Source organism: Marivirga sp. (assembly GCF_051117495.1).
GTDB lineage: Bacteria > Bacteroidota > Bacteroidia > Cytophagales > Cyclobacteriaceae > Marivirga.
Map to the genome: position 1 here is coordinate 25413 of NZ_JBNPEF010000033.1, position 17938 is coordinate 43350.

Below are 17938 nucleotides of genomic sequence, written 5' to 3' on the forward strand. Positions count from 1 at the left end.
AAAAATTCATATTTACCAAAGTATTATTAATGAGGATGTACTATATTTTCCATTTAAATAATTTAATGAATTGACCAATCAAATCCCACAAAGAAATTCCGTCCCATTAAACTTCCATAACTGTAAGCGGTATCAAAATATTCGCCAAAACCTAATGACACTGTCTCATCTTGCGTTCCACTAAGCGGTGATATATGTTGAACATTATCGAATATGTTCCTAACACCTACAAAAATCTCAATTTTCTTGAATTCCTTCCTGACTTTTAGATTATGGAGTGCAAATTCAGGAGATAAATCAGATCTTGAGCTGATAATTTCGCCCACTGCATTTACCTCAAAAACCTCCGGCATAGCGGTAGGTCCATTCCAATTAAAGCTATAATTCAATTTTATTCCTTTTGGAAAACTATATTCTGCCGATCCTACTGCTGACCAATCTCTAGAATAAATGATGCGCTTTTCTTCCAAAACACCATCCTCATTGCTTTCAGCCTGTCGGGCATTTTGCCATTGAGCACCTAAATTTAAATATAGATTAGCCCCCACTTGATGATTAATATTGGCACTTAAACCTCTGGTATAGGCATAGCTTTTAGAATTAGCGTAAATAATAAAACCAGGCGTATCATAATCTGGAATGATTTTGTTGGTGAAGTAGGTATAAAACCCATCCAACTCTACACTTCCCTGCTGATTGCCGAAAGTATAAACATGCTGAAATCCTAAACCTACATTAAAAGATCTTTCTGGATCTAGATCTTCTTCAATTCGCAATTCTCTTTGTCCAGAAACAAAAGCGTGATCTTCTGTAAAAAGGTTAACTATCCTAAATCCTGTACCACTATTGAACCTGAAATTAGTCCATTCACTTAATTGATACTGAACATTCAATCTTGGTGAAAATATTAATCCGTGCCGATTGTAATAGTCTATTCTGGCCCCAGAAAGCGCTTTCCATTTTTCATTTATTTTCCATTCATCTTGAACAAATATTCCTGGTATGATTTGAAAATCAGGATTATTACTAGTCTCATTTTGAGTTGCTGGAGAATTATCGTCATAGTAGCTTAAACGCTGACTTAACCCTGATAAAAAGCTATGATCTCCCCACTTACTTTCATAAATAAAATTTGCAAAAGCTTGATGTTGCTCTGCCTCATAAAACGTATCACCGTAATAACTATCTTGCCAATGTTGACTTGCAGAAAATTGTAGTCGAAAGGGTGAATTCCCAAATCTTTTATCTCCGAACAACTCCCATCGGTGGGTATAAATACTTTCGCCATAGACTTCATCATCACCTCTTAGCTGTTTATAGTTTCTGTCCTTCACATATTCCAAAACTCCATTTCTTCTATCTTCATAATAGTACTTGCCACCTATGGATAATTGTTTTTCCTCGTTTTCAGAGAAATTGAATATCGAAAAGCGATCTCTTAAAACCACATCAGAAAACAAATCATCATTTTGATCTACAAATTGATTCGCCACGTCCCAATGAAAACCCGAAAAGTGTTTCCATTTTTCTCCCGCATTTTGGGTTATTACATTTCCTTTCCACTCACCAAATTGCGAAATACTAGAATTGAGATTTACAGAATTACTTTCTGCATGAGGCGTAATGATATTGATTACTCCCGCCATTGCCTCTGAGCCATAAAGCGTAGAACCTGGTCCTCGTACCACTTCTACTTTTTCCATCATATCAGTTGGGATGCTATTCAATCCGTAAACAGTGGCTAGATTACCATAAATAGGAATTCCATTAATTAAAAGTGATGTATAAGCTCCTTCTAAACCGTTTATACTGATTTCATTGGTATAGCACACTCCACAAGCCACATTTTCTTGAATTCCATTGATCATGGATATATTTTCCATTAAATTTCCAGAACCCTGTGAAAAATCATTAAGGAAATCAGCTTTAAAAACTTCTACCTTTACTGGTGAATTCCGTAAACTTCTTGCTTGCATCTGACCACTTACCACTACCTCATTCAAGCCTAATTTATCCGGAATTAGTTGAATTATATGAATTTGAGATAAATCCAATTTATCTAGTTTGACTTCTTTTTTTTGGTATCCTACATGTGAAACCCATATAAGCTTAGTCCCTTCTTCAATTTTTAAAGAAAACGCTCCCAAATCATTAGCGGTAGTTCCATAGCCCTTATCATGGTCATGTGCAGTAGCAAAAGGCAATGGTTCTCCTTTTTCATTTTTCACAACAGCTGTAAAAACTTGGGCTTCTGAAGTGTAAAAAATTGAAAACATCATTAAAAACAGTACAGATATCTTCATGACATTATTTTTTAGATTAATCTAAATTAATTTTAATGCAAATATATTAATTATAATTAGATTACTAAATTATAATAAAAAGGTTTATCGAAAATAGTAGTATTTGTGAATGTAGTATTTTTATTATCTTGCATCTTATAACAACCGTCACATGAGATATCTCTTTCTTATTTCTTTAATTAGCATTTCCTTCTATTCAAATGCTCAAGAAGACAGTATTCAGATCAACACTGACAGACCTGGATTTTCAGAATATCCCAAAAGCATTCCTAAAGGATACTTCCAAATTGAAGCAGGCTTTTCCTTTGAAAGCGAGACTGTAAACCCTAATGATAGGGTTCAACTCATTAGCTGGAACAATACCTTAGTTAAATATGGCTTGATGGAAGGTTTGGAACTCCGATTGGGACAGACTTATCAAAGTGAAAGATTATTGGAAGGCGGTCAGAGCCCTCAATTTATTTGGCAGAGTTACTCTGGCCCCGTTGTGGTAGGAACCAAAATCAATTTATTGAAAGAGTCAGACTTGACCCCTCAAACGGCCATTGTAGCAGAATACGGCTTTAATACTTTTAGCCCGGAGACATTCCAAAGAAACAATTTTTATAGGATTCAATTGACCTCCAAATATCAATTAAATCCAACATGGTATATAATGGGGAATTTAGGCTATGATAAACGCGTCAATGACTTTGGACGACTAAGGTTCACCATCAATTCAGGCTATAGTTTAAATGAAAAATTATCTGTGTATGCAGAGATTTATGGTTTCAGATCGGAAGCTCGTACCCCACTAAATTATTTTGACGGTGGATTCCTCTATTTAATAAACCCAAAATTCCAACTGGATATCCACGCTGGCTTTGACCTAGTCCAACAAACCAATAATTTGGTGGAGTATCAGCAAAGCTTTATTGCATTTGGGTTATCCTATCTATTTAAAGTAGAAAAATGAGTTTAAGATCTTACTTTGATAAGGAAAATGAATTTGAAGCTGGATGCGATGAAGTAGGCAGAGGTTGCTTGGCCGGACCAGTGGTGGCATCTGCCGTGATATTGCCCAAGAATTTCACCCATCCTTATCTTACGGATTCCAAAAAATTGAGTGCAAGCAAGCGTGCTGATTTGGTAGAAGTCATAAAATTAAAAAGCATATCTTGGGCCATAGCTTCATGTAGCCCAGAGGAAATCGACCAAGTTAACATCTTAAAAGCTTCATTTTGGGCTATGCATAAGGCTTTAGATCAATTAAAACAAAAACCTGATTTTCTCCTAATAGACGGTAATCGCTTTACTCCTTATCAGGAAATTAAACATGAATGTGTCATAAAAGGAGATAGCAAATATTTCAGCATTGCAGCTGCTTCTATTTTGGCAAAGGAATACCGAGATAATTTGATGCGAGATTTAGCTGTAATCCATCCACATTATGGCTGGGAAAGAAATGTAGGTTATCCTACAAAACAACATCGCACTGGCATAGAAAAATTTGGCATAACGGAACACCATAGAAAATCATTTCAGCTTCTACCTAGGCAAATCGAGATTTTTACTGAGTAATTTTCAGAAATTGGAAATAACTATAATAAGCTATCTTAAACCATAATAAAAAATGAACTTTACAAAACTCAAGATTTTTTACGCTCTGATTTTCATTTTGGCATGTAATCCTTCGGAAGAAAAAAAGGAAGATATTAAAGAATTAAAGCTGAAAATTTCACCAATAGCGATTGAAATTGATACACTGGGAAAGTATAGCTACGAAGTTTTTACATTTAAGAATCAGGAAAATCTAAAGTTTATTACCTACAATAATACCACCCATAGTATCGAATTTTACGATCTCAAATCAAAAAAACTCAGCAAAAGAATATTTTTGGAAGCGGATGGCCCTAAAGCCATTGGGAATGTTCAAGGCTTATATTATCATAATCAGGATTCGATTTTCATCTATTCCAGAGGCATCATTAATATTATTAATGAATCTTATAGTAAAGAGGCTAATCCTAATCTATTTTCCCTAATTGAAAATTATGATTTTAAATTTGAGCCCTTTTTTAATCATCATTTCAGGCTTTATTATATTCCTGAAATCAAGAGTATCCCTTTATCCAATAAATATTTTGATCCACAGTTAAAAATATCTCCTGAAAAAGAACAAATCAGTCTTTTTGATATTAGTAATTTCAAAATTAAACCTTTGCCATATTTCCAAACCGAACCTACAGCATCAGATTTTGAATATGGTTTTTTAAATTATAGTACAATATCGCAACCTTTTAATGGTAATTTTTTCATAAATCAGGTTTACTCACCCATAACTTATCAATTTCTATTAAATTCTGAGAATTTACATGAAGTTATTAATGCAAATAAAATCCACCATAAAAAGAATAAAAATCCGGAAAACTGGGAGCCTCATGCAGTAGAAAGTAACTTTTACAACCAATTGGAAAAACTTAATGACAGCACTTTTGTGCGATTTGTATGGAATGGGACTGAATATAATCCTAAGGAAAATGGATTTCTTAAAAAAGAATTAACGCTTCAAGTATTTGATGAAGATTTTAACTTAATAAAAGAGTTTAATTTAGCTAAAAACACCTACTATTTATATTCATGGTTCGTAGCTCAAAGTAAAATTTATTTACAAATAGATCATCCTAAAAATTTAGAGATTTCAGAAAGTAAATTGCTACTTCATGAAATTGAATTAGTGAGCATTTAATTTTCTTAAATAAAACCCAATATATTTAAGTATGAAAAAATTCAAAGTCGGTTGCGTACAAGCCACTCCCGCCATTTTCAATAAATCCAAAACTATGGATATTGTCCATCATTGGATCCAAAAAGCATTCAAGGAAGAAGTGAAGCTATTAGTTTTTCCTGAAAGCTTTATACCGGCTTATCCAGCAGGCTTAGGTTTTGGCACCGTTGTAGGAAGTAGAACTGAGGCAGGCCGAGATCAATTTAAAGAATATTGGGAGAATAGTGTGGAAATAGACGATGTTGAAACCCAGCAAATTGCAAAATGGGCAAAAGAGTATAAAATGTATATTACCATTGGGGTTACTGAGAGGGATACTGTGAGCAAAACCCTTTATTGCACTTTGCTTTATTTTTCTCCTAAAGGGAAGTTGATGGGGAAACACCGTAAATTAAAGCCGACTGCTGCCGAAAGATTGGTTTGGGGTGAAGGTGATGGCTCTACCCTTTCCACTTTCGATACTGAAATCGGAAAATTAGGTGGTCTGATATGCTGGGAGAATTATATGCCTTTGGCCAGAATGGCAATGTATCAAAAAGGAATTGAAATTTATGTGGCTCCTACCGCTGATTCTAGGGACAGTTGGAACAGCAGTTTGATTCATATAGCCTGTGAAGGAAGATGCTACGTGATAGGTTCAAACCAATTCATTCAAAAAAGTGATTATCCTAAACATCTGCAAAAAGAGCTGGCAGCAGATAGACCTGAAATTTTATCGAGAGGCGGAAGCGTTATTATTTCTCCTTTAGGGAAAGTATTGGCTGGTCCATTATACAATGAAGAGGGATTACTCACTGCTGAAATCGATCATGATGAAATCATCAGAGCAAAAATGGATTTTGATGTGATCGGGCATTATGCTCGAAATGATGTTTTTGGGTTTGATGTGAATAGGCAACCAGAAATGGGAAAGGAAAATTAATTTTAAACTTCTAATGTCGGTCAAAAGGCTGAGAACAGGATAGGGTTAAGCTTTAGAAAAAATTGTAATGTTTAGGCACAAAAAAAGCCGATTGGCGACCAATCAGCTTTACATTCAGAATCTATAAATTGGATTATACTCTTCTGACACCAATGGCATTTAAGCCTTTTTTACCATCTGTAGTTTCGAAAGTAACTTTATCGTTTTTCTCGATATCGTCTTCTAAACCACTTACGTGAACGAAAATTTCGTTCTCTGTTTCGTCTTCAATGATAAAACCAAATCCTTTGTCTTCATTGAAGAACTTTACTGTTCCAGTACTCATAAAATAAATTGTTATTAATTATAAATTTGAGGCAATATACATTTTTTGATTTATTCTGTTACTATTGTTGGAAATTATTTTTACATGAAGCTATTGTTAATTTTAATTTAGAAACGAAACCTGTCAGGTTTACACTAGATATTAATGATGCAAAACGCTATTATTTTTTATTCTATAAATTCTAGAAACCTGACAGGTTTTTGATAAAGGTTCATACATGATAAAAAAGGATTATTATGAAAACGCTAATATTACTTCGCCACGCCAAGTCAAGTTGGGATTTCCCTCACCTTAATGACTATGATCGTCCTCTGAATGATAGAGGCAAAAGAGATGCCCCGAAAATGGCTCAATGGCTTTCTTCACAAGCTATCAATGCGGATATGGTTTTAACTAGCGGAGCTGAAAGAGCCAAAAATACTGCAATGGTTTTTCAAGAAATATTAAATGTCCCTATGGAAATTGATGACCAATTGTATCATGCGAGCAGATCGAAATTACTGAATATCATAAAGCAGACTGACAATAATTTAAACTCCTTAATACTGGTAAGCCATAATCCAGGACTAAATGATTTAGCTGATTACTTGCTTTCTGGTTTTCCGGATAATATTCCTACTGCTGGTATTGTGAGTTTGAAATTTGATATAAATAAATGGAGTGAAGCATCTCCTAACAATACTTCATTCCATTTATTTCAGTATCCTAAGAATTTGTGATTACTTCACTTCAAATCCTTCCTTATGCTCTTCCTTTCCTATAGTGAATTTCAATTCATATTTCCCTTTGGAAATATAATCATCTCCTATTTTACAGTTCCATTCAAAGTTTTGGTAGCCTTCAGATAATTCCTCTTCCCAGGAAGTTAAACTTTTGCCTTCTTCGTTCAAAACTTCAATTTTTACTTTAGCCCTTTTGTCTGAATTATGGAATAGCGCTATTTCCATTTCTGGTAAATAAGCTTTTGAATAAGGATGCGATTTTTCTCCCCAGTTTTTGCTAAAGCGAATATCTTCCACATCGAAAGCCACTAACTTATTCTCTTCATTTTGTGCGATTTTATGTAGTGGTTTCACATCTGTCACATAAATACTTCTTCCATGAGTTCCCACAATTAAATCCAAATCTCTTGGGTGCACTATCAAATCGTAAGTTGCCACATTTGGAATAGCTCCCATGTGCTGCCAATTTTCTCCATCATTGAAACTAGTGTATAAACCATGATCCGTTCCTATATAAAGCAAGCCAGCCACTTTAGGATCTTCATAAATCACATTTACAGATTCTTGTGGTAAATCACCACTAATTGATGTCCAATTTTTACCAAAATCAGTGCTTTTATAGACGTAATTATCAAAATTATCATTTCTATAGCCTGTCATCGAAAGGTAAACCGTGGCTTCATCATGCTCAGAAGGATGAATACTGCTCACCCATAAATCTGCCGGAAGGTTGTTATTGATTTTTTGAATGCTCTGTCCTTCTTTCATTAACCAAACATTCCCATCATCAGTCCCTACATAAACAGTTCCGAACTTCAATGGAGATTCAGCAATTTCAGTAATGGTCGCAAAAGGAACATTTCCTTCTTTAGCACCATTGGTTAAATCGCCAGTTAAGGCTGTCCAGTTATCGCCTTGATTTAAGCTTCGATAAACTTTCTGAGCACCAATGTAAATGATATCAGGATTATGCTGACTCATGACTACAGGTGTTCGCCAGTTGAACCTCAATCTATCCTCTCCTATATTATGTTTAGGCGTGATATATTGCCTTTTACCGCTTTCTCTGTCAATTCTGTAGTAGTTCCCAAATTGATAACCTACATACACAATATCCGAATTTCTAGGATCAGCGCTTACGAACATTCCATCACCACCAAAAATACTTTCCCATCTTCCTCTTACATTAGGCACAGTACGAGAACTGCCGACCATAGTACCGTTATCCTGCAATCCACCATAAATATTATATGGCTTTTCCATATCTACATTTACGGTATAAAACTGCCCTACAGACATACTGTTTTTATGATCCCAAGTAGCGCCACCATCATAAGTGATATAAAGTCCACCATCATTTCCCAACATAATATGCTCCTCATCTTCGGGATTAATCCACATCGCATGATGATCTACATGCACATCGCCTATTGAATCTGTTCTGTTAAAAGTTTTTCCACCATCTCTGGAAACTACAATCGGTACGCCCATTACATAAATAATCTCAGGATTTTGAGTAGCTACTCTTATCTCCCCGAAATAATAACCATAAGTATAATAAACTCCAGATAGATCATAATCATGTGTCTTTTGCCAAGTGGCTCCTCTATCAGTTGATTTGTAAACTACCGAACCTTTCACATCTGTGTCAAATAAAGCCTGATTGGCATCGCCCAAATAATCACTTAAGGCTTTTGGTTTATAAGCTCCTGATTCAATGTCTTTTTTAACATTTATGGCATTATATCTTTCAGGAAAATTATTATCCTTCAAATATTGATCTAAATCTTCATCACTTAATTTCATAAATTCCTTAACCGACATTTCCAAAAAATCAGCTGGGGCTAATCCTTCTTGCTCTTCTTTTTCTTTTTTAGTTTCTTTCTGATAATCGATTAAAGCGTATAAAATATCTGGGTTAGATTGAGAAATATCTAAACCAATTCTTCCAGTAAATTCATCATCATCCATTCCATTCATGGATAATTTCCAAGTTTCTCCGCCATCAGTTGACATATAAATCCCAGAACCTTCTCCATTGCCCACAAAATCCCAGGCATATCTTTTGCGTTCCCACATGCTAGCCCACAATAAATCAGGATTTTCTGGGTGGATAATTAAATCTATAGCTCCTGTTTTATCATCTACATACAAGGTTTTGTTCCAAGTTTCACCACCATCAGTGGTTTTATAAACGCCTCTTTCTTCATTATCAGAATATAAACCTCCCAATGAAGCTACCCAAACGGTATTAGGATCTTCAGGGTGAACCACAATTCTTCCAATATGCTGACTGCCTGGTAAGCCGATATGCTTCCAACTTTGTCCCTTGTCAGTTGATTTATAAATACCAGAACCAGCATAACTACTTCTACTGGAATTATTTTCTCCTGTTCCAACATAGAGGATGTTTTCATCACTTGGTGCCAGTGCAATATCTCCTAAAGTAAGTGCCCCCACATTATCAAAAATAGGCTCGAAGCTGATTCCATTGTTTTTTGTATGGAAAAGACCACCGGAAGCATAGGCTATATAAAATTCTTTGATATTATTTTGATTGACTGCAATATCCACTATGCGGGCTCCTTGAATAACTGGTCCTACATTTCTAGCAGGATAATTCTTCAAAACCGAAGATTCTGCTAGTTTTTTTCTGTTTTCAATTCCTTCCAAGATGGATTTTGCATCGGTAGGTTGAACCTGAGCCATTAAAAGGTATGGCATCAATAAAATAACAAGACTGGCTAATATTCGCTTCATAATTATAGGATTTTGTATTGAGCGAATATCGAGAATTATTGGCAATTATTTGATTGAAAATATATAATCGGGGAATATCATGGATGGTATGAAACTCAATCTATTTTTTTAAAATAGACCCTTACTTGTGGTTGGTCATAATTATCGGTTTGTTTTTCATACCAGAGCGTGTTATTGGCGATATTAAAAGAAATGAAGGACTCCTCCTGTCCTTTTTGATCAAAAAAATCAATTTTTGTTAATGAACTATTGGGTTCCCAATAACCAACATTTTGATCACCTTTTTCACTTCCATTATAAAACATACCATTATCGGAAAGTAAAATCCACCGATTGGGAAATGCGTATTTATCCGTATTATCATAGCCATTAACGGTAACTTTTTTAATAATCCATTTTCCCACTAATGAATTAGGGTTTTTTATCTGAATTTTTGGTAACTCCTGTTTTCTATTTAAAGTAATTTTAAAATGATTGATTTTGTCAGTTAAATAAACCAATTCATCAGACGCTTTCACTTTCCATGTTTTAATATCATCAAATGGACTGCCGTGCATCATAACCAGCTCATTTTTATCCGATTTCATCATCCATCTTTTTTCTTTAGTAGTATCCAACAACCCAACTTGATAAGATCCTTCTTCATTAAAGATAAGATAACGGGTATTGGCATCTAAATAATCATTGATCATTTCATGTCCATTAGCTTTTACGGAGGCTACGTACCATTTGCCCATTAGCATTTCTGGGGGCGTGGTGTATTTACAAGCTGATAGAACTGAAATAAATAGTACTAGAATTAAAAATGATTTTTTCATTCAGTAAAGAGTTCAAAATATATATTGAAGTACAATTTATTCAAGAAAAAAGTTTTGTGGAAATTATATGGGGAGTTTATTTGATATATACTAATCGAATGTTGTCCAAGCATTTTAATCCAAAGAATTCTTTTATCGCAATTGGTGAGGTGTTTCACCCAAATTTCAGTAAAACGACCTTATGAAAAAACCTTTATTGAACAGGTGTAGGCGATAAGGTCGCTCCTACGGAGCTTGCGATAATCCCACAGTTTTTTGTTACCATAAGTTGGCTCCTATGGAGCCGTAAATATCGAATTACGAATATTAAATTACTTTCAAATAAGCTCCCCTCCAGAAATGATAAATGGATAATTTCTAAATACGAATCAGTCTTTCATGAAATAAATGGACTCGTTTAGAATTTCAATAAAAGGTTTAATATTCAATTCCACTTATCATTTAATAATTTTTCATAATTACTTTGACGCTTTACCCAAGTTCCAGAGGAACGACCTTATGGTAACAGCTATAAAAGCCCACTACAAAAGTTCAATAGGAACGGCCTTATCTAAGAAATCAGCTAAGTGCTTTAATGAAGTGAGGATACAATAAGGTCGCTCCTACAGAGCTTGGTATTATCTCATATTCTAGTGTTACCATAAGTTGGCTCCTACGGTACCGTAGAAAAAACTGATTTTGGATTTGATTGAAATGAATTGTAGTTTATATAAAACTGGTCAGAAACTTCAATAATTCGGAACAAGAATTAAAAGAATTAATCAATGGATTAGATTAAACCTCTAAAACCTCAGCATCATCTGTACTTTCACCTCCGATCTTGTATCCCCTTCAATTTCTTCATTGCCAGTACCAACCGTAAACCGATCTACATATCGAAACTGCGCATATCTCGCCCAAATCTGGAGCTTTTTTGAGAATTTATACTGTAATAAAGCATAAGAACGACTTCCTGTATTTTGATAAGCAGGAATGGAAAAAGCATATAATACATCCTTTTCATAGACATATTGCCTATTTTCAAAATCATCAGTATCAAATATAGAGTATCGAGTACTTAACCGAAATTTCCCGAAATCAAAATTAATATCCTGAATTAATGCCATTCCGCTGGTATATTCTCCCTGAAGTAAAAATTCACTAAACTGCGCTCTAGTTTTAAGTGATAAGATACCCTTTGGCCTTACATCCAAATTCAAGATATAGTTTCTCTTTTCTGCATTGGCTAATCCATAAAGATTGGGGTTCCCTTCTAAATCAACATTCCGTTCTTTATTTTCCACTCTGGCTTGTGCATATAGATTAATCTCTCTGCTAAACCTATAGGAAACCCTGCCTAAAAATTCGTTACCCTTAGATGGGCCATCCGCCCTAAATCTTAGCCATGGAAAATTAAAGCGATCGTAATAGCCGGAAAAAGTCAGCTTTTTAAGTGGTTGGAATTTTATTCCCCAGTAAACGCCATTTTCGTTTATATTTCGAGTGCTTTCGCCAAATGCGGTTCCATAGAAGGCATGGAAATCCCGGTCATAGTTTCTGACAATAAAACTAGTCTGCAAACTTGGAGTAATGGAAGCAATAAACCCACCTATTGCCCCAATACCACCCGAACTGCTAATAGCGCTTTCCCCAAACAAATGAAAATTACGCCAATAATAATTGGCAAAAAGACCGTAATTCTGATTTTCAGTTCCGCCAAATTCAAACTGATTATATTTATTGGGCTGTCGGAAAAATGGTCTATCATAAATGGTATGGATATAATTCAAGCCAATATTGAGATGCTCTCTTTTAGTATTAAATAATAAATTACCACCAAAATTTTGCGCATTTATAGCATTCTTTCCGCTTAACTCATTTTCAGTTCTATGAAAACCAGTTAATCTAATGGAAGTAAAAAACTCTTCCGCACTTCTTGCCGAATCCAAATCCACATTTCCATTTATAGGATTATAGCTGTAGAATGTGGTCAAATCCAAATAATCATTTAACTCAATGGTACTGGCTATTCCCCTAAAAAAATTGGTTTCCAAAACGGAGGTATAAGGCAATACTCCAAGATTACTTCTACGAGCCGTAGCTACGGTCTGGCTTCCCTTCCCTATAGCAAAGCCAGCACCAAAAAGTAAAGATTGCCCAAACTGTAATTGATAATCACCCAAAACTATATTTTTTAATCTTCCTTGATTCTCCAATTGGGCATGAAAAGACCAAAAATCCATTCCATATTGATCACGAGTCGGATCCCATTTAAATTGTTCACCAGCATCTTTTTCTGTGGTAAAACCTATGCTAAAATCATCAGTATGCTTTACCCTAAAGCGAGTGTAAACTCTGTAAGGATCACCTAAATATTGTCTTGCCCTTTCATCTGTTTCCTTATATCCGCGCTTTTGTTCAAGTGTTCTGTCAGATCTGATGATTAAGTAATTATTTTCTTCATTCAATATTCTTTGCAATAGTGGGCGGTTATCAGCTTGCAAACCTGTTTCCCTTACCGTAACAAAAGGAAGGATTTCATAAATGGTTTCAAGATCAAATTCTGGAATGGCTTGAAGTTCATAAATACTCAGTAAATCACCATTTTTAGCCCGGTGATTTAAAAATTCATTGATTTGAATATTGGAAAGTAAAAGTAAAGACTGTAAATCCTGTCTGTCTGCATTATTGAGGTCTATGGGCGATTGATAAAGTTGGAATAATGCTTCATAAATATCCTCATAGTTGGTCTTCTCATCTTGGACTGAAAAATTACTTTCAATAAATTCTTCTAAATCAATATCCAGCTCTTGTGCCTGATTATTATAAGGCATTATAAATGTAAAAATTAGAAATAATGTGAAAAAGACACTTAATCTCATTTCTTCCTCAATTTATACTGCATGGAAATGCTGTGCGAAAAACCCATTTCAGCATGATTGCTGAGGGCATAATCCCATTGGAAGCTTAAATATTTAAATCCTAAGCCATAAAATGATTGAAAAGAATTACTATTTAGCCCTGTACGTAGATAAAACTTCTCCATGAAATTATATTCTGCGCCTAACTTAATCATAGCAGGCCTAATGATGTCCTTTTCAATTTCTGCATTCAACATAAAATAATCCCTTGGTCGGTAGGACAATCCCAATTTTAACAAAGTGGGTACTCGCTGTTCTGTTTCAGCATTTATGTTTGCTTGGGTAATATTCAAGGCTTGCGCACCAATAACCAACTGAGGAGTTATAGTCGCAATCCCGCCAAAATCAACTGAATAAGTATTTCTGGTCCCAAAATCCTGCACCATATATTGAATATAATTGACCCTTCCTCCAATTCTAATTATTCCAATTTCGGTAGCATAACCTAAGGATAATTTATGTTCATTATAAATATCATCCCCAAAACGAAAAGCATTAATTGAGATATGCCCGAAAGGGACTTTACCAGTGATACCCGTAGCCATAAAATCCATTCCAGGCATTCCAAATCTATTTTCATAAGTGGCGCCAAGCTCTAAACTTTCAGTTGAGGTAATACCAGCAGTATTTTGAAAAGATGCCCAATAACCATCCAAAGTAACGGATGCATCCCCCATTCCAATTACCCTAGCTGATACTGGTGCATATATAGATTGCGCATGGATTTCAATTGACAGAATCAATAAAATGGGGATAAGGTTGAAAAATTTCATGCACTTAATTTAATTATAAACTCAAAGTGATTAAATTAGCTAAGAGCCTAAATGAAAAAGATGTTGAAAAATTATATAAAATATTGGGCATATGCAATTTTTATACTGGGCTTTCCATCTGAAAGTCTTGCTCAGGCTGACTCTTTGTATTATGACTCGGGCAAATTAAAGGCCTATGGTGAGATGCAAAATCAAAAAAAGCATGGTCAATGGAAATACTTCTTTCCTAATGGGAAAATCAATGCAATTGAAAAATATCAAGACGGAAAATTAGACGGTAACATTATCAATTACTATCCAAACGGACAGATTTCTTCTGAAGAAACATGGAAGAATGGAGAATTGAACGGAAAATCCATTTATTATTATGAAAATGGACAAGTTGAAAAACAAGGAGAATATTTAAATAGTAATTATCATGGACAGTGGGATTTTTTCTATAAAAATGGAAGGCTTAGGCAAATAGGAAACTATGAAAAAGGTATTCCTGATGGTCCTTGGCAATTTTTTAATAAATCTGGTCAAATTATTCAAACCGGTGATTATCAAAATGGAAAGGAAGATGGATTATGGCAATATTTTGATGACAAGGGAAGAAAAACTTATGAAGGATATTATAGTGAGGGGGAAAAAGTAGGTAATTGGTATTATTTCAACAGGTTTGGTAAAAAGAAAAAGGTTGATAAATCAGATATCGATTAAATCCCAGATTTTACATTGATGAAAAAACCACCTTCATTCAATGCATTGATAGAGTATTCAAATCTTACTACAGCATCATAATAAGTCACTATGTCCAAGCCTGCACCATAGCTGTAAATATATCGATTAGACAGTAAGGGGCTAACAGTAGTCCTGCTACTTTCAGGTAAATTATTTTGCACATAACCATGATCGTAGAATACTTTGAAGTATGCTGCTATAGGAATTTTTCTAAATTGTTTTAAGGGCATAAGTTTTCCTAGATTAGCTTCTATGGAAAATATCCTTTTTTTTAATTCGGTTTTATTCATAACGTAATGTTGTCCTTGAATCACGTAAAGCTCATAGCCTTTTAATAAATTATTAGCAAAACCTAAGCCTTCCATAGTGTTATAGGGTTGAAAACGAGGATAGCTAGTATAACCTGTAAAGGAAGAAGCTACATTGAAGTTGTACTTTAAGGGCTTAAAATATGCCATGTGAGCCTGAATATTCCCCTGGTCGATATCATTAAAAATACCCAAACCTATTTTAGTAAGTCTTCCGTCAATTAAAAAACCCTTTAAAGGGTAATTATTTCTGTCTCGGAAATCTCTTCTAAAAATATAGGTTAATCCAAGGTAATCCTGCTCTAAATCCTCATTTGGCCCCAAATAGTCTTCATTAAATTGGAGTATCTCCTCAAGAATTGTAGTCCGAGAATAGGTTAAACGCATTGTATGCGTATTGTAATATGATTCCCTGTAATTGAAAAACAAATTACTGGTAAGGGTGTTAGAAATTATTTGTCGTTCGCCATCATCTCCAAAAATACTATCTGCATCAATAAACAATCGCTTATTGCCGATATTTGTATAATCAATTTGATCCAATTCACTAAAAGAAAAGCTTAAGCCCATCCCAAAGGTTTGGTTCTTATTAAGATACGGAATATTATAGCCAAAATAGAACCGTCTTTTAAAACCGAATTGGGCCATTGCTGATAACCGTTCATTAAGTCCTCTAACGTTAAACTGATCGAACTTAAACCCATATTCAAATCGATCGGTGGCCGCATCCTGATTAAAGAGCCAATCACTAAAGTTTCTGTCTGCTAATTTAAATATAACGCTAGGCCAGATATACCATCTCTCTTCAACAAAAAAAATAATTTTAATATTATTTTCGCTTCCTTCTATAAATTCCAACTCAGCCCTTACACTATTGAACAATCCCGTATTGAATATTTTATTTTCATCAAGCTTTATTAGCTCTTTCAATTCCTTAAAAGTGTAACTGACATTGGGTTGAATATCTATTTCTCGGGTTATAATTCTTCTTTTAGTTTTTTTATTACCACGAATTTCAATTTTCTCCAGAAAAAGAATTTGATTCTGAAGACTATCTTTGGCTCTATTAACAACTTCAAGTTTTCCCAATTCAGTATCAACTGTTACCTGACTTTTTGCGTTAAAAGGCAGGAACACAATAATTAGGGCACAAATTATACTTAAACCGAAAATCAATTTTCGGTTTAACAGATAAAAAGAATCAATATTTAATGAAATGATTTTAATTACTTATAAATTTAAATTTTAAAATTCTTCAATTGCAGCTTAAGAATAAAAATAATCTCACAAAAATCATACGAAAAATCGCCACATGGCCTGTGATATTTTATCAATACGGAATTTCACCTTTATTTCCGTCTTCTTGTCGATTCACCCCCACTTGTTCTGAATACACTAAACAGGCTATAATAAAACATGGTTTGCTTAAAGGTTCGAAATTATCGGCAAAACGGATTTCAAAGTGCCACCCTTGGGGCGGTTCAGGTTATGATCCTGTTCCTTAAATCCTTTTTTCAGCCTTTAAGGACTGAAAAATAAAATAAACCCCTGCCAATACCAATGGAATACTCAACCATTGCCCCATATTTAAGGCTAATCCGTCTTCAAAAGCCACTTGGTTTTCCTTAATAAATTCGTAGAGAAATCTTAAACCAAAACATGCAATCAGGAAGATACCAAAAAGTCTGCCATCTGCCAATCCACTTCTGTTTTTATTCCATAAATAGAATAGCAACAAGAAAATAAATACACAGGTAATTGCTTCGTATAATTGGGCCGCATGTCTGGGAACTCCATCACCATAGGTTGTTGCATAAATAAACCCGCCTTTTTGGTTATAATCAAACGCAGCATCACTTGAAAATACCACGTGCTGACTAATATTGTCATCTTGAAGTTTATTTAATAACTGGTTTTCAGAAAATTTCTTTACATCCTCCAATTTGTTTTTATCATTGAAGGCTACAACCAGTTTAACTGGATGCTGAAATTCACTTTCCAAAGAACCTTCTATCAAGTTTGATTTCTTAACTCGGTCAATTTCAACATCCTCAATAGCCGAAGTGAGATAATTCAATCTTAATTCAACTTCACGACCAAAAACTACTCCATAAGATTTATCAGTAGGGCTTCCAATTATTTCAGAATTCATAAAATTACCCGTACGAATCAAGGCACCCGTAATGGCTACCACAATCACAATCCTGTCTAATATCCACAAATAACTTATATCATGGTATTTTCTGGCAAATAAATAAAGGGCAATTAAAATACCTGCTGCTCCCCCATGGCTAGCTAAACCACCTTCCCAAATTTTTAATATATCTATCGGATTGCTTAAATATCTAGCAGGCTCATAAAACAATACATGCCCCAGCCTAGCTCCAATGATAGTAGCAATCACCATATAAAGTGTTAAAACCTCTACTTGCTTCTCTTTTTTACCTTCTTTTTTAAAGATGTAAAACATTACTTGTTGAGAAATAATAAACCCTAGGGCAAAAAGTAAACCATACCATCTTAATTCAGTAAATCCCAAATCAACAATGTAGGGCTTGGGCGACCATACTATATAGCTCAGCATATTCAATTTTTGTTTAACACAAAATTAGGGTAA

At 34.5% G+C, this 17938-nt stretch carries 15 protein-coding genes; 7 read left to right on the forward strand and 8 right to left on the reverse strand.

Annotated features, from left to right (window positions below; all coding sequences use genetic code 11):
• Nucleotides 1-62 precede the first annotated feature (62 nt).
• Complete coding sequence (locus tag ACFE0M_RS16840; protein WP_434546958.1) at nt 63-2303, reverse strand: TonB-dependent receptor; 2241 nt, start codon at nt 2301-2303, stop codon at nt 63-65.
• A gap of 151 nt (nt 2304-2454) precedes the next feature.
• Between ACFE0M_RS16840 and ACFE0M_RS16845 the strand changes: the two genes are divergently transcribed.
• Genes ACFE0M_RS16845 through ACFE0M_RS16860 form a run of 4 tightly spaced genes read left to right on the forward strand, consistent with a single transcriptional unit; the run spans nt 2455 to nt 5992 of the window.
• Nucleotides 2455-3258 carry a transporter gene (locus ACFE0M_RS16845; protein WP_434546959.1) on the forward strand — a complete coding sequence of 268 codons (804 nt, stop codon included), beginning with the start codon at nt 2455-2457 and terminating at the stop codon, nt 3256-3258.
• On the forward strand, nt 3255-3863 hold the full coding sequence (locus ACFE0M_RS16850) for a ribonuclease HII (protein WP_434546960.1): 609 nt from the start codon (nt 3255-3257) through the stop codon (nt 3861-3863). The genes ACFE0M_RS16845 and ACFE0M_RS16850 overlap by 4 nt, the downstream gene beginning before the upstream one ends.
• Before the next feature lie 52 nt (nt 3864-3915).
• Nucleotides 3916-5031 carry a DUF4221 family protein gene (locus ACFE0M_RS16855; protein ID WP_434546961.1) on the forward strand — a complete coding sequence of 372 codons (1116 nt, stop codon included), beginning with the start codon at nt 3916-3918 and terminating at the stop codon, nt 5029-5031.
• Nucleotides 5032-5062: 31 nt separating this feature from the next.
• Nucleotides 5063-5992, forward strand: a complete 930-nt coding sequence (locus ACFE0M_RS16860; protein WP_434546962.1) for a carbon-nitrogen hydrolase family protein — start codon at nt 5063-5065, stop codon at nt 5990-5992.
• Between the two features lie 133 nt (nt 5993-6125).
• Here the strand turns inward: ACFE0M_RS16860 and ACFE0M_RS16865 are convergent, their stop codons facing one another.
• Nucleotides 6126-6317, reverse strand: coding sequence for a cold-shock protein (locus tag ACFE0M_RS16865; RefSeq protein WP_013453300.1), 192 nt, complete (start codon nt 6315-6317; stop codon nt 6126-6128).
• A 236-nt stretch (nt 6318-6553) separates the two neighbouring features.
• Between ACFE0M_RS16865 and ACFE0M_RS16870 the strand changes: the two genes are divergently transcribed.
• On the forward strand, nt 6554-7036 hold the full coding sequence (locus tag ACFE0M_RS16870) for a SixA phosphatase family protein (RefSeq protein ID WP_434546963.1): 483 nt from the start codon (nt 6554-6556) through the stop codon (nt 7034-7036).
• Here the strand turns inward: ACFE0M_RS16870 and ACFE0M_RS16875 are convergent, their stop codons facing one another.
• From ACFE0M_RS16875 to ACFE0M_RS16890, 4 genes are all read right to left on the reverse strand, one after another.
• A complete protein-coding gene (locus ACFE0M_RS16875; protein WP_434546964.1) occupies nt 7037-9799 on the reverse strand; it encodes a VPS10 domain-containing protein in 2763 nt (920 codons plus the stop codon).
• Between the two features lie 95 nt (nt 9800-9894).
• Nucleotides 9895-10617, reverse strand: coding sequence for a hypothetical protein (locus ACFE0M_RS16880; RefSeq protein ID WP_434546965.1), 723 nt, complete (start codon nt 10615-10617; stop codon nt 9895-9897).
• A gap of 782 nt (nt 10618-11399) precedes the next feature.
• Entirely contained in the window at nt 11400-13478 is a 2079-nt protein-coding gene (locus tag ACFE0M_RS16885; RefSeq protein ID WP_434546966.1) for a hypothetical protein, read from the reverse strand.
• The gene (locus ACFE0M_RS16890) at nt 13475-14290 is read right to left on the reverse strand and encodes a hypothetical protein (RefSeq protein WP_434546967.1); all 816 of its coding nucleotides are present in this window, start codon (nt 14288-14290) and stop codon (nt 13475-13477) included. The genes ACFE0M_RS16885 and ACFE0M_RS16890 overlap by 4 nt, the downstream gene beginning before the upstream one ends.
• 60 nt (nt 14291-14350) lie before the next feature.
• On the opposite strand from ACFE0M_RS16890, the gene ACFE0M_RS16895 reads away from it, so the two are divergent.
• Nucleotides 14351-14992, forward strand: coding sequence for a toxin-antitoxin system YwqK family antitoxin (locus ACFE0M_RS16895; RefSeq protein WP_434546968.1), 642 nt, complete (start codon nt 14351-14353; stop codon nt 14990-14992).
• Here ACFE0M_RS16895 and ACFE0M_RS16900 read toward each other — a convergent pair.
• Complete coding sequence (locus ACFE0M_RS16900; protein ID WP_434546969.1) at nt 14989-16497, reverse strand: BamA/TamA family outer membrane protein; 1509 nt, start codon at nt 16495-16497, stop codon at nt 14989-14991. The two genes, ACFE0M_RS16895 and ACFE0M_RS16900, sit on opposite strands and share 4 nt — an antisense overlap.
• A gap of 116 nt (nt 16498-16613) precedes the next feature.
• Here ACFE0M_RS16900 and yidD point away from each other — a divergent pair, with 116 nt between their 5' ends.
• Nucleotides 16614-16826: a membrane protein insertion efficiency factor YidD gene (yidD, locus tag ACFE0M_RS16905; protein WP_434547060.1), complete on the forward strand. Its 213-nt coding sequence runs from the start codon at nt 16614-16616 to the stop codon at nt 16824-16826.
• Here the strand turns inward: yidD and lgt are convergent.
• Nucleotides 16823-17905, reverse strand: a complete 1083-nt coding sequence (gene lgt / locus ACFE0M_RS16910) for a prolipoprotein diacylglyceryl transferase (protein ID WP_434546970.1) — start codon at nt 17903-17905, stop codon at nt 16823-16825. The genes yidD and lgt overlap by 4 nt on opposite strands.
• Nucleotides 17906-17938: the final 33 nt, after the last annotated feature.